The organism is Enterobacter sp. DN, assembly GCF_046054285.1.
GTDB classification, from domain to species: Bacteria; Pseudomonadota; Gammaproteobacteria; order Enterobacterales; family Enterobacteriaceae; genus Enterobacter; species Enterobacter hormaechei_C.
Map to the genome: position 1 here is coordinate 85,724 of NZ_JBJJTG010000007.1, position 20,565 is coordinate 106,288.

The following is a 20,565-nucleotide window of genomic DNA, read 5'->3' on the forward strand; positions in this document are numbered from 1 at the left end:
GCGGATAGCGGGCCGGGCAGCGATAGCCGCCACCCGGCAATGCATTTAAACGTTAACCGCAGCGATCAAACGCGTCTTCATGGTCTGGTACGCGGAAGCCGCAAAATCCTCCGCCCAGCGCTGGTCCTCGATCGCCTCCAGCTGCACGGCGCAATACTTCGTTTCCGGCGTTCTGGAGATCGGGTCGAGATTATCCTGCGTCAGCTCATTACAGGCGCCAATCCACCACTGGTAGGTCATATAGATTGCTCCCGCATTGATGCGCTCGCTGATGCTGGCGCGCGTGATCACTTTACCCCGGCGTGAACGTACCCAGACCAGTTGGCCCTCGGCAATCCCCCGTTCATCCGCGTCGGCCGGGTTGATCTGCACCCGGCCCGGCTCGTCGGCCAGGCTTTGCAGCGCCGCGCAGTTCCCGGTCATTGAGCGACAGGAGTAGTGACCCACTTCGCGCACCGTGCACAGTACCAGCGGGTAATCCGCATCCGGTATCTCCGCCGGGGCGCGCCAGGGGGCGGCAAATAACTGGCCTTTGCCAGTGGGGGTGTCGAACTGATTATCCTTGTACAGGTAGGGAGTGCCGGGATGATCGAGGGTGGGACAGGGCCACTGCACATGACCCATCTCGCCCATTTTTTCGTAGGTCACGCCGTAGAAGAGGGGGCACAGCTCGCGCATTTCGTCCCAGATCTGCTGGTTATCCTCGTAATGCATGGGATAACCCATCTCCGTGGCCAGCAGGCTGATGATCTCCCAGTCGCGCTTCACGTTGCCGCTGGCCTCAATGGCTTTGCCGAAACGCTGGAAGCCGCGATCGGCACAGGTGAACACGCCGGCGTGCTCTCCCCATGAGGTGGCAGGGAGCAGCACGTCAGCCACCTCTGCCGTTTTGGTCATAAAGATGTCCTGAACCACCACAAAATCGAGCGCCTCAAAGCCGCGGCGGACCAGTCCCAGATCGGCTTCTGTCTGAAGCGGATCTTCCCCCATGATGTAATACGCTTTGATCTTTCCTTCCAGCGCGAGATGTGGCACTTCGGTGATACGCGTCCCGACGCGATCGTCCATCCGGTTGACATTGATTTTCCACGCATCGGCAAATTTCAGTCTGACCGCCGGGTCAGTGACGTCCTGGTAGCCGGGGAACATATTGGGCAGAACGCCCATATCGCAGGCACCCTGAACGTTATTTTGCCCGCGAACCGGACCCACGCCGACGGCAGGGCGGCCCAGGTTGCCGGTCAGCAGCGCCAGGCTGGAGAGACCTTTCACCACATCGACCGCCTGACCAAACTGCGTGACGCCCATTCCCCACATCACCGTTGCTGAAGGCGCCGCTGCGAACATGCGCATTGCCTGACGAACATCCCGCGCGCGGATCCCCGTCAGATGTTCAACCTGCTCGGGGGCGTAATCTTTTACCGTCAGCCGGTACGCCTCAAGCCCTTCTGTAAAGCGGGCAACGTAGTTTTTGTCGTACAGTTCCTCTTCCAGCAGGACATAGCCAAAGGCATTGACCAGCGCCATGTTACTGCCATTTTTTAGCTGAAGATGAAGATCGGCAATGCGTGCCGTTTCAATATGACGCGGATCGCAGACGATGATTTTAGCGCCATTTTCACGTGCTTTAAGCACGCGTCGGGCGACGATGGGGTGAGAGTCGGCGCAGTTATAGCCGAATACCAGCAGGCATTTTGAGTTTTCAATATCGTTAATGGAATTGCTCATGGCGCCGTTGCCGAGGGTCTCCTGTAAACCGGCAACGGACGGACCGTGACAGACGCGGGCGCAGCAGTCGACGTTGTTAGTATTCAGCACCGCACGGGCAAATTTTTGCATCACATAGTTGGTCTCATTGCCCGTTCCCCGTGAGGAACCCGTGGTCATAATGGACCGAGGGCCATACTGTTCTTTGATGCTTTTAAGCCTGTGAGCGGTATAACGAATGGCCTCTTCCCAGGTAACAGGGGTAAAGGCCTCGCCTTTGCTGTAGCGGATCATGGGCTGCGTCAGACGGGGGGTAAGCAGCCGTGTGTCGTTAAGAAAGTCCCAGCCGTAGAAACCTTTCAGGCAAAGCGTGCCTTGATTGGTTACGCCATCAGCGGCTTCGGCACGGATAATCCGGTTATTTTTAACGACGAGGTTTAGTTTGCAGCCTGCACCGCAGTAGGGGCAGACGCTGGCGATTTTTTTCATCAATAACAGACCTGTTAAGAAATGAAGCAATGTTTACTGGAAAGCCCAGTCCCTTAGCGGACTAAGCAGGATCCATGCCACATTCAGCGTTCTTGATTAACAGGGCGTTTGTGGAGAGAGGGTGTGTCATCGTCAGTCTGTTCGTCAGAATTGACGATGACACGCTATCCGTAGGGATGGGGGAGGCGTTAAAGATCGTCCATGGTGTAACCGACGACAATTTCCAGCGTCTTGCGGATCACATCCGCCTTAACGACATCGTCGGTGGATTCCAGCGTCTGGATTAGCCAGAGAATGATCGCTTTGTTGGTCAAATGACCTTCGGAAGCAAGAACACAACGAACCGCAGTCGAAAAAATGGCAGACTCTTCAGCAAAGCGATCGCCTGCGTGACGGAAATACTCCGACAACGCGCTATCTAAAAAGGCGGAGTGGTATTCGGGTTGAAGCTGAATATTTTGTCTCATTTGTTCTCACCGTAGCTGTAAAGTTGTAGTCAATGTATCTTTTTAGGATCGGACGGTTTTCCATTTCCAAATAACGGCACTACATTGTCTCGGTTATTTTTGAGAGATCCCTCTCTCTGTATTCGTCCTTGTGCGGTTCTGCGACCTTTAAAAGCGACCGTGCCAGAGCTGATGTCAGCTATCACTCGCGCTAATGTCTCCCGCCGCTGGGGATCCGTTTCATATGCTTGCATGTTACGCAGACGCTGAACCAATCCCTCGGTCGTCACGGGACCGCGCTCCTTCAAAAGTGAAAGAGCGGCTTCTCCAATAAGCTTGTCGATCAGTCTGTCCGCATCACTGCTGTTCATGACATTAACGTTCGAAGAGCAGGCCAAGAAGCATGTGATAATGATGTTCCTCTTCCGGGCCATTGGCCTTTTCAAGGCGACTCAACAGTTTTGTGCAGAGCGATTTGCGATTCAGATTTCGCCCGTCGCTAAGGATTTCAACAACAACCTGACCCAATGTTTCCTGTTGGGTTGGAAGCGCGGCTTTTTCGAAATACTGCGCAATCGCTGTTGCCGAGTCTGCGAGGTGTCCGTTCTGCTGCATGTTTCGCTCCTGTAAATTTTCGTAATCAGTAACGTTACATTTAAGGTATACATAATTTTCAAATCTGTACATTTAAAATGTACAATTTTTTAAACATTTTATAATATATTTTATAAAATCATTATTTATCAGTTACTTATTCTTATACGATTTACTGCGGTATTCACAAGATATATTGTACAATCCGAAGCGGCGTCGCAGAGTTGTACAAGCCCGTAAATGACGCAAAAAAGCCGTGTAAATCGTTGAGATGTAAATTATTTGTTGGGCAATTAATGTGCTATAACAGAGTTTTCCCCACGTGTTTTCGTGGTCACCCCCTCAATCTTCAGGATTAGCATGCTCACAACCATCATTTACCGCAGTCATATCTGCGAGGACGTTCCAGTGAAAGCGCTGGAAGACATGGTCGCTGCTGCAAATTGTAGAAATCGCCAGTTCGATGTGACGGGGATTTTGCTGTTTAACGGCACACACTTTTTTCAGTTACTTGAAGGGCCCGCTGATAACGTTAAGGAGATCTATGAGCTCATCTGCCGTGACCCACGGCATCACAACGTGGTCGAATTGTTAAGCGATCACGGGCCTTCAAGACGTTTTGGCAACGTGGGTATGGAGCTCTTTGACCTTCGTCAGTACGATACCGACGAAGTGCTGCAACAGGTACTCGATAAAGGCACAACGCGCTATCAGCTGACCTATAACGATCGCGCCCTGCAATTTTTCCGCACCTTCGTTGAGGCCACTGAAAAAGCCAACTACTTTGAGCTGCCTCCGGCTGACGCCTGGGAGTTTGTCACCGAAAATACGCCGTTATCCTCCCAGCCGACAGTAGTGGCAAAGGGCGCGGACTGTAGTTTCGCATTTCAACCTATCGTCGATCCGTTTATGCAGCAGGTAGTTTCCTGGGAAGCCCTGATCCGCACGCCGTCCGGTGAGTCCCCGGAAAGCTATTTTGCCAACCTGTCGCGTGAGGCGCTGTACGAATCGGATCTGAAGAGTAAACAGGTGGCTTTGTCGATGGCCAGCGCGCTGGGCCTACAGACTCAAACGTTGTCCATTAATCTGCTGCCGATGACGCTGGTCAATGTTCCTGGCGCCGTCGATTTTTTACTGACGGCAATTGAGGCGAACGGTTTTGTGCCGGAGCAAATTGTGGTCGAGTTCACCGAGAGCGAGGCGATCTCGCGCTTCGAAGAGTTCACCAGCGCGGTCAGACAGCTTAAAAGCGCCGGGATCAGCGTGGCCATCGATCACTTTGGCGCGGGATTCGCCGGTCTGCAACTGCTGGCCCAGTTTCAGCCGGACAGAATCAAGATTAACCGTGACTTGATTGCCAACGTGCACAAGAGCGGCCCTCGTCAGGCGATCATTCAGTCAATTATTAAATGCTGCGCCTCCCTGGAAATTCTGTTCTGTGCGGTAGGCGTAGAGCTGGCTGAAGAGTGGATGTGGCTGGAATCTGCCGGGATTTCTCAGTTCCAGGGACACCTTTTCGCCAGCCCGCGCCTGGGGGGCATACCGGCGATTGCCTGGCCCGAGAAAAAGTACGATTTATAAAAACCTGTACGTAACTCTTAAAAGTGACCTGTACGTACGGCTAAATTTATACAACAATACATTAACGAGTGAGTGGTTCGTTGAGCCATTCACTTGTCTCAGAACGAGGAGTTAGTTATACAAATGATTTGTACAATCTGATAAGGTTGGTTTGGTTAGGTATGGAAGTATTGTGCGTGAGGGAGTTAATGGCCTATTACAGTATCGGCGAAGTGGCCGAACGATGCGGTATCAACCCCGTTACGCTGCGTGCCTGGCAGCGCCGTTATGGATTGTTGAAGCCGCAGCGAAGCGAAGGGGGTCATCGTCAGTTTGACGATGAAGATATCCTGCGTATCGAAGAGATCAAACGCCTGATGAAAACGGGTGTTTCGGTCGGTAAAGTAAAAGCGCTTCTTGAAAATACAGAAGTGATGACTCAGGGAAACTGGGCATCGTTTCAGGAAGAGATGTTAACCGTTCTGCGCTATGCCAGTCCGGCAAAACTGCGCGCCAAAATCGGCGAGTTCCGCCGTGACCATGCGATGGATGTTCTGATAGATAACATCATCACCCCTGTGCGGCAGCGAATGAACCAGGACCAGAATACGGTGCGTCACATGGCGAGCCTGCTGGACGGTGTCCTGATTGAGTTTGCCGTTGCAAGCCTGGGTGAGTCGCGAAAAAAAGCAGGTAAGGATGCGCTGCTGATTGGGTGGGAGTGCGACGACCGTACGCATTTGTGGCTGGAAGCGGCCCGTCTTGCCTACAAAGGCTGGCATATCGACGTGCTGGCTGAGCCGATTGATTCTCCACGTCCTGAACTCTTCCCCGGGCAAAAAATCTTCGTCTGGACCGGTAAAGCGCCTACGCCTCGTCAACAGGAGCAGCTCGACCACTGGCGTGAACAGGGTTTCGCCGTTTCGTTCCATCACTGATGTTAAGGGGTCCGTCAGGGCCTTTTTGTCTTTTCGAGTCAGCTTTCTTATTGGAAGATAGCTATCTCAAAAATAGGTATTTCCAATACAATTTTTATCATTGCCCGCCACCTTACCGTCTTTCTTATGAAATGCATTATTTATCAATGCATTGAACAAATCTAACCCTCCCATCCGCATCCCGTCACAGGGTCTATGCTTAATGAAAGTAGCCAAAAAGGGCGGTTTAGCCCAAAGCCCCTGCTCGCAGGGGGTTGAAGTGATAATCGTTATCACTAACATGGTGTTATGCCCTGGTGGCTTATCAGATGAGGTGGACCTATGGAACTGCATTCAGAAACCTTCAATCCGGCCGATTTTGCCTGGCGTGGCTTAACGCTGACGCCCGCGGCGGCGGCTCATATTCATGAGCTGGTGGCAAAAAATCCCGACATCCTCGGCGTACGCTTAGGCGTTAAGCAGACTGGCTGCGCGGGATTTGGCTACGTGCTGGATACCGTAACCGAACCTGAAAAGGACGATCTGGTCTTTGAAACTGACGGTGCAAAGTTATACGTCGCGCTACAGGCGATGCCGTTTATCGATGGAACCGAAGTCGACTACGTTCGGGAAGGTTTAAACCAGTTATTCAAATTTCATAACCCGAAAGCCCAGAACGAATGCGGCTGCGGCGAAAGCTTTGGGGTATAGGCGGTACTATGTCTCGTAATACTGAAGCAACGAGTAATGTAAACACCTGGAGCGGCGGACACCTCAACTATAAAGAGGGTTTCTTCACGCAGCTGCAAACCGATGAGCTGGCGAAAGGCATCAACGAAGAGGTCGTGCGCGCCATTTCGGCGAAACGTAACGAGCCGGAGTGGATGCTGGAGTTTCGTCTGAGCGCATTCCGCGCGTGGCTGGAGATGGAAGAACCCCACTGGCTGAAAGCGCATTACGATAAGCTGAACTATCAGGATTATAGCTACTACTCCGCGCCCTCCTGCGGCAGCTGTGATGATACCTGTGCCTCGCAACCCGGCGCGGTTCAGCAAACCGGCGCGGAGAACAGTTTCCTGAGCAAAGAAGTTGAAGAAGCGTTTAATCAGCTCGGCGTGCCCGTGCGCGAAGGCAAAGAGGTGGCGGTAGACGCCATTTTTGACTCCGTCTCGGTGGCAACCACCTACCGTGAAAAACTGGCGGAGCAGGGGATCATTTTCTGTTCCTTTGGTGAAGCCATTCACGATCACCCCGAGCTGGTGAAAAAGTATATTGGTACCGTGGTGCCGAGTAACGATAACTTCTTCGCGGCACTGAATGCGGCGGTGGCGTCAGACGGCACCTTTATCTACGTGCCGAAAGGCGTGCGCTGCCCGATGGAGCTCTCGACCTATTTCCGCATCAACGCGGAAAAAACCGGTCAGTTTGAACGCACCATCCTGGTGGCCGATGAAGGCAGCTACGTCAGCTATATCGAAGGGTGCTCCGCTCCTGTGCGTGACAGCTACCAGCTGCACGCGGCGGTGGTGGAGGTGATCATCCATAAAGATGCGGAAGTGAAGTACTCTACGGTACAGAACTGGTTCCCGGGCGACGGCAACACCGGTGGTATTCTGAACTTCGTCACCAAACGCGCGCTGTGCGAAGGCGAAAACAGCAAAATGTCCTGGACGCAGTCAGAAACCGGCTCCGCCATTACCTGGAAATACCCGAGCTGTATTCTGCGCGGCGACAACTCCATCGGTGAGTTTTACTCCGTGGCGCTGACCAGCGGTCATCAGCAGGCCGATACCGGCACCAAGATGATCCACATCGGTAAAAACACCAAATCGACCATCATCTCCAAAGGGATCTCTGCCGGTCACAGCCAGAACAGCTATCGCGGGCTGGTGAAAATCATGCCGACGGCAACCAACGCGCGTAACTTCACCCAGTGTGACTCCATGCTGATTGGCGCGGACTGCGGGGCGCATACCTTCCCGTATGTCGAATGCCGCAATAACAGCGCCCAGCTTGAGCATGAGGCAACTACGTCACGTATTGGTGAAGATCAGCTTTTCTACTGCCTGCAACGCGGGATCAGTGAAGAAGATGCGATTTCAATGATCGTTAACGGCTTCTGTAAGGACGTGTTCTCTGAACTGCCGCTGGAATTTGCCGTTGAAGCCCAGAAACTCCTCGCCATTAGTCTTGAACACAGCGTCGGTTAAGGAAAGCACATGTTAAGCATTAAAGATTTACAGGTTAGCGTGGAAGAGAAAGAGATCCTGCGTGGCCTCAATTTTGACGTCAAACCGGGTGAAGTTCACGCCATCATGGGGCCAAACGGCTCCGGGAAAAGTACGCTTTCAGCGACGCTGGCAGGACGCGAAGATTATGAAGTTACCAGCGGCTCCGTTGAGTTTAACGGCAAAGATCTGCTGGAGATGTCGCCGGAAGAGCGTGCCGGCGAGGGCATCTTTATGGCCTTCCAGTATCCGGTGGAAATTCCGGGCGTCAGCAACCAGTTCTTCCTGCAAACCGCGCTGAACGCGGTGCGCAAGTATCGCGGCCTTGAGGCGCTGGATCGCTTTGACTTCCAGGATCTGATGGAAGAGAAGATCAAGCTGCTGAAAATGCCGGAAGATCTGTTGACCCGCTCGGTAAACGTGGGTTTCTCCGGCGGTGAGAAGAAACGTAACGATATTCTGCAAATGGCGGTTCTGGAACCGGCGCTGTGCATTCTCGATGAGACCGATTCAGGGCTGGATATCGATGCCCTGAAGATCGTTGCCGACGGGGTGAACTCCCTGCGTGACGGCAACCGCTCATTTATCATCGTGACTCACTACCAGCGAATACTTGACTACATCAAACCGGACTATGTCCATGTGCTTTACCAGGGACGCATTGTGAAATCCGGTGACTTTACGCTGGTTAAACAACTGGAGGAGCAGGGTTATGGCTGGCTTACCGAACAGCAGTAATGCACTTCAGCAGTGGCACCGGCTGTTTGAAGCGCAGGGTGGAGCGCGCTCTGAACAGGCTCAGCACCATCTCCAGCAGATGCTGCGTCTCGGTTTACCGACGCGTAAACATGAGAACTGGAAATATACCCCGCTGGATGGCCTGCTGAACGGCGAGTTTGTCACCCGTCTGGCGCAGGTCAGCCCCGATCAGCGCGACATGCTGGCGCTGAGCGTGGATGCCGTGCGTCTGGTGTTTGTCGACGGTCTGTTCCGTGCGGAGCTGAGCGACAGCGTGCAGGAGAGCGGGTTCGATATCGTCATTAACGATGAACGTCAGTCGCTGAACGCGCCCGTTCAGCCTGAAGTCTTCCTGCACCTGACAGAGAGCCTGTCGCAATCTGTCACCCATATTCGCGTTAAGCGTAACCAGCGTCCGGCGAAACCGCTGCTGCTGATGCATATTACCCAGGGCGTTGAGGGTGATGAGATTAACACCGCCCACTATCGCCACCATCTTGAGCTGGCAGAAGGGGCGGAGGCGACGGTGATCGAGCATTACGTCAGCCTTAACGACACCCGTCATTTTACCGGTTCGCGTCTGACGATGAACGTGGCGGCCAATGCCCAGCTGCACCACATCAAGCTGGCGTTTGAGAATCCGCTAAGTCACCACTTCGCCCACAACGATATTCTGCTGGGCCAGGATGCCGCGGCGTACAGCCATAGCTTCCTGCTTGGCGGCGCGGTGCTGCGCCACAATACCAGCACCCAGCTGAACGGTGAAAACACTACGCTGCGTATTAACAGCCTGGCGATGCCGGTGAAGTCAGAAGTGTGCGACACGCGCACCTGGCTTGAGCATAACAAAGGCTACTGCAACAGCCGTCAGCTGCACAAAACCATCGTCAGCGACAAAGGACGTGCGGTGTTTAACGGCCTGATCAACGTGGCGCAGCACGCCATCAAAACTGACGGGCAGATGACCAACAACAACCTCTTGCTGGGACGTCTGGCAGAGGTGGACACCAAACCACAGCTAGAAATCTATGCGGACGACGTGAAATGCAGCCACGGCGCGACGGTCGGGCGTATTGACGATGAGCAGATGTTCTACCTGCGCTCGCGCGGGATAGACCAGCAGGCCGCGCAAAAGATGATTATTTACGCCTTTGCGGCTGAGCTGACGGAAGCGCTGCCCGATGGCGGACTTAAACAGCAGGTGCTGGCCCGTATCGGTCAGCGGCTGCCTGGAGGCGAAGCATGACATTTCCCGTAGAGAAAGTCCGGGCAGATTTTCCGGTACTGACCCGTGAAGTGAACGGTCTGCCGCTGGCCTATCTCGACAGTGCGGCCAGCGCGCAAAAACCAAATCAGGTGGTGGATGCGGAAGCCGAGTTTTACCGCCACGGTTATGCGGCGGTACATCGCGGGATCCACACCCTGAGCGCCGAGGCGACCCAGCGCATGGAAAACGTGCGCACGCAGGTTGCTGCCTTCCTCAACGCGCGTTCGCCGGAAGAGCTGGTATTCGTGCGCGGCACCACCGAAGGGATCAACCTGGTGGCTAACAGCTGGGGCAATGCGCAGGTGCACGCGGGGGATAACATCATCATCACCCAGATGGAGCACCACGCCAACATCGTGCCCTGGCAGATGCTCTGTGAGCGTGTGGGGGCGCAACTGCGGGTGATCCCCCTGAATGAAGACGGCACGCTCCAGCTGGAAAAGCTGGACGCCCTGCTGGACGACAGAACGCGGCTGGTGGCGGTGACCCACGTTTCAAACGTGCTGGGGACGGAAAATCCGGTGGCGCTGATCGTCGACAAAGCCCATCAGGTTGGTGCGAAAGTGTTGATTGATGGCGCCCAGGCGGTGATGCATCATGCGGTTGACGTTCAGGCCCTGGACTGCGATTTCTACGTCTTCTCCGGGCACAAGCTGTATGGCCCGACGGGCATCGGCGTGTTGTATGTGAAAGAGGACATTCTCCAGGCCATGCCGCCGTGGGAAGGGGGCGGGTCAATGATCGCCACCGTCAGCCTGACGGACGGCACAACCTACGCCCGTGCGCCCTGGCGCTTCGAGGCGGGTACGCCCAACACGGGCGGGATCATCGGGCTGGGCGCGGCCATTAGCTACGTCACTGAAACGGGGCTGGCGGCGATTCAGGAGTACGAACAGCAGCTGATGCATTATGCCTTGCAGGAGCTGGCCAGCGTCCCGGAACTGACCTTATATGGCCCTGCTGACCGTCTGGGTGTGATAGCCTTCAACCTCGGCAAGCATCACGCCTATGATGTGGGCAGTTTCCTTGATAATTACGGCGTCGCCGTGCGTACCGGGCATCACTGCGCGATGCCGCTGATGGCGTATTATCAGGTACCGGCTATGTGCCGCGCATCGCTGGTGATGTACAACACAACGGAAGAGGTCGACAGACTGGTGGCGGGACTAAAACGTATTCACCAGCTGCTTGGCTAACGGAGAGGCGAGAGATGGCAGATTTGCCGGACAGAGATAAATTGCTGCGCAACTTTGGGCGTTGCGCAAACTGGGAAGAGAAATACCTTTATATCATCGAGCTGGGTCAGCGCCTGCCGCCGCTCAGCGAAGAGGCGCATAACCCGGACAACATCATTCAGGGCTGCCAGAGCCAGGTCTGGATCCTGATGCAGCAGACGGACGAAGGCGTAATTCAATTACAGGGTGACAGCGATGCCGCCATTGTGAAGGGGCTTATTGCCGTCGTATTTATTCTTTATCATCAGATGTCGGCGCAGGATATTGTCGCCTTTGACGTTCGCCCGTGGTTTGAAAAAATGGCCTTAACCCAACACCTCACCCCGTCCCGATCCCAGGGGCTGGAAGCGATGATCCGCGCCATACGCGCCAAAGCCGCAATCCTTAGCTAAACTGACAGAACAGCATTCATTCTGTTTCGCGGGGTGGTTTCCACCTCGCTGGTTTTTCAGCTTTCTGACGTTTGGTCAGTGAATAAGGAATCTCAGCATGAAGCGCGCGTCTCTAATAACTCTATTACTCCTTGGTTCGCTCAGTGCTGTTAATTCAGCCAGGGCGGTTGATTATCCTTTACCGCCCGCAGGCAGCCGCCTGATTGGGCAAAACCAGACATACACCATTCAGGAAGGTGACAATAAACTTCAGTCTATCGCTCGTCGGTTTAATACCGCCGCACAGCTCATCCTTGAAACCAATAATACCATTGCACCGGTGAACCCTGCGCCAGGAACGGTCATTACCATCCCTTCCCAGATGCTACTGCCAGACACCGAGCGCGAGGGCATTGTGGTGAATCTGGCGGAGCTGCGTCTTTACTTCTATCCGCCAGGCGAAAATATCGTGCAGGTCTATCCGCTGGGTATTGGTCAGCTTGGGCTGGAAACACCGGTCAGCACCACCCGTGTGAGTCAGAAAATCCCTAACCCTACCTGGACCCCCACAGCGGGCATCAGAGCGCGCTCACTGGCCCAGGGCATTAAACTGCCGCCTGTGGTACCCGCAGGGCCAAATAACCCGCTGGGGCGCTTTGCGCTGCGTCTGGGCATCGGGAATGGGGAATATCTTATTCACGGCACCAGCGCGCCGGACAGCGTAGGGCTGCGGGTCAGCTCGGGTTGTATGCGAATGAATGCGCCGGATATCAAAGCGTTGTTTGAGCAAGTGCGCGTCGGCACGCGGGTGCAGATCATCAATGAGCCGGTGAAGTTCTCCGTCGAGCCGGACGGCAAACGTTATATCGAGGTGCACAGGCCGCTGGCGCAGGCTGAGGGCGAAAACCCACAGACGGTGCCGTTCACGCACTCGGCGGCGTTTACCGCCTTTGCAGCGGAGTCAGGTAGCGATAAAACGCTTATCGATAAAGCCCTGGCGCGCAGAGCGGGGATCCCGGTGGCCGTTTCAGCAGGCAATGGTTCGTCAGCCAGCAATTCTGTCCTGTCGGTGCAGAACAGTCGTGTCTCAGCGGCGGTGGCGGAAGGTGAGGGAGAGAAAGCGCTTCAGTAGAGGTTTGACGAAGGCAAAAAAAATGGCGCACAATGTGCGCCATTTTATTAACAGGTACTATTACTTACGGTATTTAGTAGCCTGGTTGTCCAGACGCTGGTTAGCGCGAGCTGCGTCGTCTTTAGCAGCCTGAACGTCGGAACGCATTGCGTTCACGTCGTTGCTCAGCTGGTCAACTTTAGCGTTCAGAGTCTGAACGTCAGAAGACAGCTGATCGATTTTAGCGTTGCTGGAGCAACCTGCCAGCAGAGTAGAACCCAGGATTACCGCGCCCAGTACCAGTTTAGTACGATTCATTATTAATACCCTCTAGATTGAGTTAATCTCCATGTAGCGTTACAAGTATTACACAAAGTTTTTTGGGTTGAGAATATTTTTTTGATGGGATTACGCCTATTTTTGATCGTTCGCTCAAAGAAGCAACGAAATCGGCAATTTTGACGAAAAAGCTATGTTAAAAAAGGCATTTTTCATCGGATTCATCTTAGATAAATCGCGATTAAATAGAAAAACCCGATTTGCTTTTTGAATAGTTCTGGTTAAAGGCGGGAATAAAAAAAGCGCCCCGAAGGACGCTTTTTAACAAAACAATAATTTGTTCGTGAAATATTACAGCACGTGGACAGATGCCGTGTTGGTGGTGCCGCTTGGAACCAGCGCGCCAGAAACCATAACCACCACGTCGCCTTTCTGGGCCAGGCCACAATCAACCAGTTCCAGCGCCACTTCTTTACCCAGACGATAGAAATCATCGGTAGAGGCAATCTCTTTCACCAGGTGTGGGATCACGCCTTTGCTCAGCACCAGCTGACGTGCGGTGGTTTCGTTGGTGGTCAGCGCCAGAATGGTCGCATCCGGGAAGTATTTACGCACGGCACGCGCAGATTTACCGCCCTGGGTCGCCACGACAATCAGTGGGGCTTCCAGTTTCTCGGCGGTTTCTACCGCACCACGGCACACGGCTTCGGTGATGCGCAGTTTACGGCTGTCGTTGTTGTAATCCAGACGGCTTTTCATCACGCGGTCGGTACGCTCACAGATGGTCGCCATGATGCCGACCGCTTCCAGAGGGTATTTCCCTTTTGCAGATTCGCCAGACAGCATAACGGCATCGGTACCGTCGAGGATGGCGTTCGCCACGTCGCCTGCTTCAGCGCGGGTAGGGCGTGGGTTTTTGATCATGGAGTCCAGCATCTGCGTTGCGGTGATAACCACTTTACGCGCGCGAACACATTTCTCGATCATCATCTTCTGCGCGAAGATCACTTCTTCAACCGGGATTTCAACGCCCAGGTCGCCACGCGCTACCATGATACCGTCAGACGCTTCGAGGATTTCGTCGAAGTTGTTCAGGCCTTCCTGGTTTTCGATCTTGGAGATAATCTGGATATTCTCGCCGCCGTGCGCTTTCAGGTGCTCACGGATCTCAACCACGTCAGAACGTTTACGGATAAAGGAGGCAGCAACGAAGTCCACGCCTTGTTCGCAGCCGAAGATCAGGTCTTGTTTGTCTTTTTCAGCCAGCGCTGGCAGCGCAATGGACACACCCGGCAGGTTAACGCCTTTGTTTTCGCCCAGGTCGCCGTTGTTCAGCACTTTACAGATAACCTTGTTACCTTCGATCGCGGTCACTTCCATGCCGATCAGGCCGTCATCCACCAGTACGGTGTTGCCAACGGACAGATCGCTGGTGAAGCCTTCGTAGGTCACGGCAACAATTTCGTTGTTACCCACAACGGATTTGTCGGTGGTGAAGGTGAAGGTCTGGCCCGCTTTCAGGGAAACGTCGTTACCGCCTTCCAGTTTGATGGTGCGGATTTCAGGACCTTTGGTGTCGAGCAGGATTGCAGCTTTTTTCCCGGTCTTGCTCATCACGTTGCGCAAGTTCTGGATACGCTGACCGTGTTCAGCATAGTCGCCGTGGGAGAAGTTCAGACGCATCACGTTCATGCCGGCATCCAGCATTTTGCTCAGCATCTCTTCGGATTCGGTTTTCGGGCCGATAGTACAAACAATTTTCGTCTTTTTCATGACAGTCTTAGTCTTTAAGTTGGGAAGGATATGGAAATCTCGCTCCGGGGGCGCACCGCCGCGGAGTCAAACCTGTGTTGCGAAAGAGTATATGACACGCACTAAGAATAGGTGACATCAAATGAGCGTGCAGAAGAAAGTGTGCCTGAGTGCCAGCCCAACGAAGGAGAGGAGAAGTTGTACGTTGTTTTTTGTATTCCAAGCGCTGAAACCATTCACCAGGGATTTGGCGCGCATTATACGCTGATTTACAGTAAAAAGGAAAATGGAAACAGCGTTTCAAAACAATCTGTGCAGATTCACATAAGTTTGTTATCAAGGCGTTAAGGTCTAATGTCATCTTATGACGGCAGGCGCAACGCCCGCCGTTTTTTGCTCACTTTTCCAGCGCCTGCTGAAGGTCGGCGATCAGATCCTTCGCATCCTCAATCCCCACCGACAGGCGGATAAGCTGCGGCACAATGCCGTTTGCAAGACGCTGCGCCAGTGGTATGGAGGCGTGGGTCATGCTGTAGGGCTGGCTCACCAGGCTCTCCACACCGCCCAGACTTTCCGCCAGGGTAAAGAGCTTTAGGTGACGGATCACCTCTGTCGCGCGTTGCGCATCGCCTTTAATCACAACGGAGATCATGCCGCCCGCCAGCGCCATTTGTCTGCGGGCCAGCGCATACTGGGGATGTGACGCCAGCCCGGGATAGAACACGCGGTCTACCTGAGGATGCTGCTCCAGCCATTGCGCAATTGCCAGTGCGTTGGCGCTGTGCTTCTCAACGCGCAGTGAGAGGGTGCGAATCCCCCGCAGCGTCAGGAAACTGCTGAACGGATCCAGAACGCCGCCAACCGCGTTTTGCAGATAGCCCAGACGCTCCGCGAGATCCTTATTTGCCCCGACAACAGCCAGCCCGGCAACCACGTCTGAATGACCGTTGAGATATTTAGTGGCGGAGTGGACCACTATATCGAACCCCGCCTCCAGCGGCCGGTGAATGACCGGGGAGGCGAAGGTATTATCCGCCACGCTGATCGCATTATGGCGCCGGGCAATGTCCGCGATGGCCTCCAGGTCGGCCAGTTTCAGCAGCGGGTTCGTTGGCGTTTCCACCCAGATCATGCGCGTGTCCGGGCGAATGGCGGCCTCAAGCCCGGCTACATCGTCCGGCTTAACCCAGCTCACCTGTAACCCAGTGCTGCGCTTGCGCACGTTTTCGATCAGGCGATACGTACCGCCATACACGTCGTCAATGGCGACGATATGGCTGTCTTTATCCAGCAGTTCGAGCACGGTGGAAATGGCTGCCAGCCCTGACGCGAAAGCGTACCCGCGCGTGCCGCCTTCCAGTTCGGCGATGGCGGTCTCCAGCGCGTGGCGGGTTGGATTGCCGCTCCGGGAGTATTCGTAGCCGGTATGTTCACCCGGTGCCGGTTGCGCAAACGTCGACGTGGCGTAAATTGGCGGCATCACGGCGCCGTGCGGGTCGTGATACTCACCGCTGTGAACGCTGAGGGTGGCCAGGTTTTTCATCTTTTGCTCCTTTTATTTTGTCAGGCGGTTACGCCAGGCGGTGAGTACATCACTGCGTGTGATTAGACCCAGAAAGCGATCTTCGTCATAAATAATCGCCACCAGGCCACGGTCAAAGATGGCGTACAGGGCGCTCTCCGGGGCCTGCTTATCCAGATATTCGACCTGACGCGTCATGGCCGCCGTCACGGGGAGAGAGAAGCGATCGGCATCTCCCCCGATGTGTCGCAGCAGGTCCCACTCGTCGATGATGCCGACGACCTTGTCGTTATCGAGCACCGGCAGCTGGGAGATGTCGTACAGGCGCATGCGGGCCAGCACGGTGGAAAGCGTGTCGTCCGGGGCGGCAGTCACCGTCGCGCCTTCATCGTGGCGCAGGGCAATATAGTCCGAGAGATCGCCTGCCTGCGGACGCGAAATCAGCCCCTGCTGGCGCATCCAGTCGTCGTTGAACATCTTCGAGAGGTATTTATTGCCGCTGTCGCAGGCGAAGGTGACCACACGTTTTGGCGTAGTCTGCGCCTGGCAATATTTCAGCGCCGCCGCCAGCAGCGTGCCGGTGGAAGAGCCCGCCAGGATCCCTTCCGTTTTTAGCAGATCGCGGGCGGTGGTGAACGCCTCGCCATCGGTAATGCGCCAGGCGCGGTTAACCCCTTCGATGTGCGCCAGCGGAGGGATAAAGTCTTCGCCAATGCCCTCAACCAGCCACGATCCGGCATCGTGATGGCGTCCGGTCTCAACCTGGTCCGCCAGCACCGACCCGGCCGGATCGGCAAGCACAAATTCCGTCTGCGGCGAATGTTCTGCAAACCACGCCTGTAAGCCGCCCAGCGTACCGCCGGACCCCACGCCGACGACGATGGCATCGATCTGGCCGTCAAGCTGTTCAAACAGTTCCGGTGCGGTAGTGGTGCGGTGCGCCAGCGGATTGGCCGCGTTATTGAACTGATCAATATAAAACGCGCCTGGCAGTTCGTTCGCCAGCCGCCGGGCATAATCCTGGTAGTAGGCCGGATGCCCTTTATTCACATCTGAACGGGTCAGCACGACCTGCGCCCCTAACGCGCGCAGGTGGAAAATCTTCTCGCGGCTCATTTTGTCCGGCACCACCAGGATCAGCGAGTAGCCCTTCTGCGCCGCAATCAACGCCAGCCCCAGGCCGGTGTTCCCCGCCGTGGCTTCAATAATGGTGCCGCCGGGCCGTAGCTGGCCCGTACGCTCGGCTTCATTAATCATCGACAACGCGACGCGGTCTTTAATCGAGCCGCCGGGATTCTGGTTTTCCAGCTTCAGAAACAGCGAGCAGGGGCCGGTGTCCAGCTTGTGCAGCTGGATGAGCGGCGTACGGCCAATCAGTTCGGTGACGGAGTGGTAAAGCGTCATGGTCATGTCCTGTGAAGAGGTGATGACCGGATGATAGAACCATGAAATTTTCTCAATAAAGAACCTTTCACTGAGTTTTAGAACGGAAAGGAATAATCCTTGTGTTTTCAGATGGAAAGACAGCAAGACGTAAAGTTGTCCGGATGTGAGGATGGCTATATCCGCATAAAGTGCTGCAAAATTAGCCGATTTCGTCGGGTGAGTAAGACCTGATATGCAAATGGCAGATAATTATTGCTGATATTCATCTAAATGCTTTTCACCCGCCAGTTCGCTGCTTATTCCTGAGCATTATAAGAAATTCTTTTTTGGTCATTTAAAAGCTGATAACGGCTGTTTACTATCTTTTGGACATCCATACTGCTAAACCGCTATATGCGAAACGGATAACGAATAAGAATGATTGTACTCAGCAATATTTCGAAGGTTTTTGACAACGGGAAACAGGCGCTGACAGCCGTAGATAACGTCAACCTGACGATAGAGCAGGGACAGATTTACGGGATCATCGGTTACAGCGGGGCCGGGAAAAGTACGCTGATCCGTCTGCTGAACGGTCTGGAAAAGCCCAGCGCCGGCAGCGTCACCATTAACGGTCAGGATATCTCCGCCGCGAAGGGAGAAGCGCTGCGTCAGGCACGCCTGAAAATCAGCATGGTGTTCCAGCACTTTAACCTGCTCTGGTCGCGCACGGTGAAGGAAAATATCGCCTTTTCAATGCAAATTGCCGGTGTGCCAAAAGCGCAAATTCAGGCTCGCGTTGCCGAGCTGGTGGAGCTGGTCGGCCTGAAGGGGCGCGAGAATGCCTACCCATCCCAGCTGAGCGGCGGGCAAAAACAACGTGTGGGCATTGCCCGCGCGCTGGCCAATCATCCGGACGTACTGCTGTGTGACGAAGCCACCTCGGCGCTGGATCCGCAGACCACCGATCAGATCCTCGATCTGCTCCTGGACATTAACCGTCGCTTTAACCTGACCATCGTACTCATTACGCATGAGATGCACGTGGTGCGCAAAATCTGCGACCGCGTGGCGGTGATGGAAAACGGCAAGGTGGTGGAAGAGGGGGACGTGCTGAGCGTGTTTACGCATCCGCAGCAGCCGATCACCCGGCAGTTTGTCCGCCAGGTGAGCCAGTACGCGGAGGAAGAGACCTTCAATACCGAACTGGCAAACGATCTGGAAGGCACGGTGATCAGGCTGACCTTCACCGGGCACAGCACGCACAGGCCGATCGTCGGTGAACTGACCCTGCGCTACGGCCTGCCGTTTAACATCCTGCACGGCAAAATGACGCAAACCGCCCACGGTGTTTTCGGGCAGCTCTGGGTGCACGTGGTGGCATCGGACGAACAACTGAACAATATCCTCGCCGACCTGAAGCAAAGCGATATTGAAGGCGAGGTAATCAAGCATGGCTGAAGAACTCTTTCCGCACCTGAAGTGGGATCAGCTTTGGGCTGCAACCCAGGAGACGCTTTACATGACCGCGCTTTCCGGCGTGGCGACGTTTGTCCTGGGGATCGCGCTTGGTCTGGCGCTGTTTTTAACCGCCCGCGGCGGGTTATTCCACAACCGCACGGTCTACAGCGTGATGTCGATTGTGGTGAACGTGTTCCGCTCGATTCCGTTCATCATTCTCATCGTTCTGCTGATCCCGTTCACCAAGACCGTTGTGGGGACCATTCTCGGCGCTAACGCTGCGCTGCCCGCCCTGATTGTGGGCGCGGCGCCGTTCTACGCCCGTCTGGTCGAGATTGCCTTGCGAGAAGTAGACAAAGGAGTCATTGAGGCCACGCGTTCGATGGGCGCGCGGCTGAGCACGTTAGTGTTTCGGGTTTTATTGCCGGAATCTTCACCCGCACTGGTTTCAGGTATGACGGTGACGCTGATTGCGCTGGTGAGCTACAGCGCAATGGCAGGGGTGATAGGTGCCGGCGGTTTGGGAAATCTGGCTTATCTGGAAGGATTCCAGCGCAACCATGGTGACGTCACGCTGGTGGCAACGGTGACCATTCTGATCATCGTGTTCATTATCCAGTTCTGCGGCGATGCCATTACTTCACTGTTAGATAAACGCTAATAAATACACACAGGAACCACATCATGAAAAAGACACTGACACTGATCGCCGCCGCAACCCTGAGTGCCCTGAGCTTTGCCTCCTGGGCGGACACGCTCACCGTGGGGGCGTCCAACACCCCGCACGCGGAAATTCTGGAGCAGGCTAAGCCGATTCTGGCGAAGCAGGGTATCGATCTGGAGATTAAACCGTTCCAGGACTACATTCTGCCAAACACGGCGCTGGCGGGGCATGACATTGACGCCAACTATTTCCAGCACATCCCTTACCTGAACAGCGTGCTGAAAGATCACGCGGGCGATAAGGATTATGATTTTGTCAGTGCGGGCGCAATCCACATTGAGCCGATCGGGATCTATTCGAAAAAATACAAATCGCTGAAGGATCTGCCGGAAGGCGGCAAAATCATCATGCGTGATGCGGTTTCCGAGGAAGGGCGTATTCTCTCCATCTTCGAAAAAGAGGGCGTGATCAAGCTGAAGCCAGGCATCGATAAAGTGACCGCGCGCATCAGCGATATCGTGGAGAACCCGAAAAAGCTGCAATTTACCCCTAACGTGGAAGCGTCTCTGCTGCCGCAGATGTACAACAACGACGAAGGTGCTGCGGTGGTGATCAACGCCAACTACGCAATTGATGCCGGTCTGGATCCGGTCCACGATCCCATTGCGGTAGAAAGCGGTGAGAATAACCCGTACGCCAACATCATTACCGTTCATCGCGGTGACGAGAAGAAGAAGGATATCGTCGCGCTGGTGAACGTGCTGCACTCCAAAGAGATTCAGGACTGGATCCGCACCAAATACAAAGGCGCAGTCATCCCGGTAAACAACTAATCTCCTGATTTTCCAGACGAAGCCCG

General features: G+C 54.6%; 20 protein-coding genes. 12 read left to right on the forward strand and 8 right to left on the reverse strand.

Annotation, left to right across the window (positions count from 1 at the left end):
- Window positions 1-45 precede the first annotated feature (45 nt).
- From fdhF to ycgZ, 4 genes are all read right to left on the reverse strand, one after another.
- Entirely contained in the window at window positions 46-2,196 is a 2,151-nt protein-coding gene (gene fdhF, locus ACJTMZ_RS16630) for a formate dehydrogenase subunit alpha (RefSeq protein WP_023296363.1), read from the reverse strand.
- 188 nt (window positions 2,197-2,384) lie between these two features.
- On the reverse strand, window positions 2,385-2,663 hold the full coding sequence (locus ACJTMZ_RS16635) for a biofilm/acid-resistance regulator YmgB/AriR (protein ID WP_003857748.1): 279 nt from the start codon (window positions 2,661-2,663) through the stop codon (window positions 2,385-2,387).
- Window positions 2,664-2,692: 29 nt separating this feature from the next.
- Window positions 2,693-3,013 carry a hypothetical protein gene (locus ACJTMZ_RS16640; RefSeq protein ID WP_015570712.1) on the reverse strand — a complete coding sequence of 107 codons (321 nt, stop codon included), beginning with the start codon at window positions 3,011-3,013 and terminating at the stop codon, window positions 2,693-2,695.
- 4 nt (window positions 3,014-3,017) lie between these two features.
- Entirely contained in the window at window positions 3,018-3,257 is a 240-nt protein-coding gene (gene ycgZ, locus ACJTMZ_RS16645) for a regulatory protein YcgZ (protein ID WP_017384632.1), read from the reverse strand.
- Window positions 3,258-3,596: 339 nt separating this feature from the next.
- Between ycgZ and ACJTMZ_RS16650 the strand changes: the two genes are divergently transcribed.
- The 9 genes from ACJTMZ_RS16650 to ACJTMZ_RS16690 all read left to right on the forward strand — a co-directional run bounded on the left by ACJTMZ_RS16650 (window position 3,597) and on the right by ACJTMZ_RS16690 (window position 12,684).
- Entirely contained in the window at window positions 3,597-4,817 is a 1,221-nt protein-coding gene (locus tag ACJTMZ_RS16650; RefSeq protein ID WP_015570710.1) for a diguanylate phosphodiesterase, read from the forward strand.
- A gap of 188 nt (window positions 4,818-5,005) precedes the next feature.
- The gene (locus ACJTMZ_RS16655) at window positions 5,006-5,734 is read left to right on the forward strand and encodes a MerR family transcriptional regulator (protein WP_015570709.1); all 729 of its coding nucleotides are present in this window, start codon (window positions 5,006-5,008) and stop codon (window positions 5,732-5,734) included.
- 321 nt (window positions 5,735-6,055) lie between these two features.
- A complete protein-coding gene (sufA, locus tag ACJTMZ_RS16660) occupies window positions 6,056-6,424 on the forward strand; it encodes a Fe-S cluster assembly scaffold SufA (RefSeq protein WP_003857741.1) in 369 nt (122 codons plus the stop codon).
- Window positions 6,425-6,432: 8 nt separating this feature from the next.
- Window positions 6,433-7,923, forward strand: coding sequence for a Fe-S cluster assembly protein SufB (gene sufB / locus ACJTMZ_RS16665; RefSeq protein ID WP_408626947.1), 1,491 nt, complete (start codon window positions 6,433-6,435; stop codon window positions 7,921-7,923).
- Window positions 7,924-7,932: 9 nt separating this feature from the next.
- Window positions 7,933-8,679, forward strand: a complete 747-nt coding sequence (sufC, locus tag ACJTMZ_RS16670) for a Fe-S cluster assembly ATPase SufC (protein ID WP_003857736.1) — start codon at window positions 7,933-7,935, stop codon at window positions 8,677-8,679.
- Window positions 8,654-9,925 (forward strand): Fe-S cluster assembly protein SufD, encoded by a 1,272-nt coding sequence (gene sufD, locus ACJTMZ_RS16675; protein WP_015570707.1) that lies wholly within the window; start codon window positions 8,654-8,656, stop codon window positions 9,923-9,925. The genes sufC and sufD overlap by 26 nt, the downstream gene beginning before the upstream one ends.
- On the forward strand, window positions 9,922-11,142 hold the full coding sequence (gene sufS / locus ACJTMZ_RS16680) for a cysteine desulfurase SufS (RefSeq protein WP_032619799.1): 1,221 nt from the start codon (window positions 9,922-9,924) through the stop codon (window positions 11,140-11,142). The genes sufD and sufS overlap by 4 nt, the downstream gene beginning before the upstream one ends.
- 14 nt (window positions 11,143-11,156) lie before the next feature.
- On the forward strand, window positions 11,157-11,573 hold the full coding sequence (gene sufE, locus ACJTMZ_RS16685; protein ID WP_015570705.1) for a cysteine desulfuration protein SufE: 417 nt from the start codon (window positions 11,157-11,159) through the stop codon (window positions 11,571-11,573).
- A 97-nt stretch (window positions 11,574-11,670) separates the two neighbouring features.
- Complete coding sequence (locus ACJTMZ_RS16690) at window positions 11,671-12,684, forward strand: L,D-transpeptidase family protein (RefSeq protein WP_017693565.1); 1,014 nt, start codon at window positions 11,671-11,673, stop codon at window positions 12,682-12,684.
- 60 nt (window positions 12,685-12,744) lie between these two features.
- Here ACJTMZ_RS16690 and lpp read toward each other — a convergent pair whose 3' ends face one another.
- The 4 genes from lpp to ACJTMZ_RS16710 form a co-directional block, all read right to left on the reverse strand.
- The gene (lpp, locus tag ACJTMZ_RS16695; protein WP_001082307.1) at window positions 12,745-12,981 is read right to left on the reverse strand and encodes a murein lipoprotein Lpp; all 237 of its coding nucleotides are present in this window, start codon (window positions 12,979-12,981) and stop codon (window positions 12,745-12,747) included.
- 312 nt (window positions 12,982-13,293) lie between these two features.
- Entirely contained in the window at window positions 13,294-14,715 is a 1,422-nt protein-coding gene (gene pykF / locus ACJTMZ_RS16700) for a pyruvate kinase PykF (protein WP_015570703.1), read from the reverse strand.
- 376 nt (window positions 14,716-15,091) lie between these two features.
- Window positions 15,092-16,237, reverse strand: coding sequence for an aminotransferase class I/II-fold pyridoxal phosphate-dependent enzyme (locus tag ACJTMZ_RS16705; RefSeq protein WP_252010526.1), 1,146 nt, complete (start codon window positions 16,235-16,237; stop codon window positions 15,092-15,094).
- Window positions 16,238-16,249: 12 nt separating this feature from the next.
- Window positions 16,250-17,620: a cystathionine beta-synthase gene (locus tag ACJTMZ_RS16710; protein WP_017693563.1), complete on the reverse strand. Its 1,371-nt coding sequence runs from the start codon at window positions 17,618-17,620 to the stop codon at window positions 16,250-16,252.
- 399 nt (window positions 17,621-18,019) lie between these two features.
- Here ACJTMZ_RS16710 and ACJTMZ_RS16715 point away from each other — a divergent pair, with 399 nt between their 5' ends.
- From ACJTMZ_RS16715 to ACJTMZ_RS16725, 3 genes are read left to right on the forward strand one after another with little or no spacing between them, the layout of a single operon-like run.
- Entirely contained in the window at window positions 18,020-19,042 is a 1,023-nt protein-coding gene (locus ACJTMZ_RS16715; RefSeq protein WP_017384622.1) for a methionine ABC transporter ATP-binding protein, read from the forward strand.
- A complete protein-coding gene (locus ACJTMZ_RS16720) occupies window positions 19,035-19,703 on the forward strand; it encodes a methionine ABC transporter permease (protein ID WP_017384621.1) in 669 nt (222 codons plus the stop codon). The genes ACJTMZ_RS16715 and ACJTMZ_RS16720 overlap by 8 nt, the downstream gene beginning before the upstream one ends.
- 23 nt (window positions 19,704-19,726) lie before the next feature.
- Window positions 19,727-20,539, forward strand: coding sequence for a MetQ/NlpA family ABC transporter substrate-binding protein (locus ACJTMZ_RS16725; protein ID WP_003857677.1), 813 nt, complete (start codon window positions 19,727-19,729; stop codon window positions 20,537-20,539).
- Window positions 20,540-20,565: the final 26 nt, after the last annotated feature.